We start from the raw sequence: 904 nt of genomic DNA, 5'->3' as shown, positions 1-904 counted from the left end.
GCCCCACCACCTCGTAGTCGATATCGATGCCGACCACCGCATTGGCGCCAAGGGCAGCGGCACGCTCTTTCAGCTCATCGAAGGCGATCTCGCGGGCACGGGCCAGCTCTTTTTCATAGGCGCCGGAGCGGCCGCCGATGATGTCGCGGATCCCAGCGAAGAGATCCTTGAAAAGGTTGGCGCCGAGAATGGCTTCGCCAACCACGATGCCGCGGTATTCACGAATGGTTTTGCCTTCCAGCGTGGGGGTCGTCGAGAGGATCATCTTGAACTCCTTGAGTAGCAGAAGGGCTCAGACTACCCCAACTGCCCGAAAATCCCAACCGAGGGGTGACCTGTACGACGCCGTCCTTAAAAATCACGACAGCCAGATAAAAAACACCGCTCACGGGGCGCGGTGTTTGTTTCAAAGGGCCATTGCCAACGGCAAGCCGTCACGGATTGTAAGAGACCACCGAGCCACTGAGGCCGGTCATCTGGGAGATCCGCCCCTGCATCCCCTGCAGTTTGGCCTTGGAGACATCCGGCCCGATAAAGACCCGGTTGAGCTGACCCTGAACCGGTGTGCGCGGCGAGGTGTGGGCAGAGTAGCCCGCCGCCCGCAGCTTGCTCACCAGCGCGTTGACGCTGTCGACGTTCTTGAAGGCGCCAAGCTGAAGGATCCAGCTACCCTGCGCCGCTGCCGCAGCAGGCGCGGGTATGGTCGGCTGGGTCATCTTGCTTTCAATCAGATCGTCGAGGGACTTGATTTGACCCGCCTGCGGCTTGGCCGGTGCGGGCGCCTTGGCCACTTCAACCGGTTTGGCTGGCGTCGGCTTGGGTGCTGGCTTGGGCGCTTCGACCGGTTTTTTGGCCACCACTTCCGGCTTGGGCTGTGGCTTGGGTTGGGCATTCTGTTGCGGCT

2 protein-coding genes are annotated in these 904 nt (G+C 61.5%); both read right to left on the bottom strand.

The genetic code is table 11. The features are described from left to right. The coding region (locus DBR30_RS11010) for a heavy metal-binding domain-containing protein (protein WP_108588346.1) at positions 1-265 on the bottom strand (265 nt) is incomplete at its 3' end. Between the two features lie 169 nt (positions 266-434). Then, positions 435-904, bottom strand: a 470-nt coding sequence (locus DBR30_RS22075; protein WP_258224396.1) for an SPOR domain-containing protein, incomplete at its 5' end; no start/stop codon positions are given.

The organism is Aeromonas sp. HMWF017 (assembly GCF_003061465.1).
In the GTDB taxonomy this organism is placed as follows: Bacteria; Pseudomonadota; Gammaproteobacteria; order Enterobacterales; family Aeromonadaceae; genus Aeromonas; species Aeromonas veronii.
Note: the sequence above shows the minus strand (reverse complement) of the source record. Positions and strands in the feature narration are given on the sequence as shown.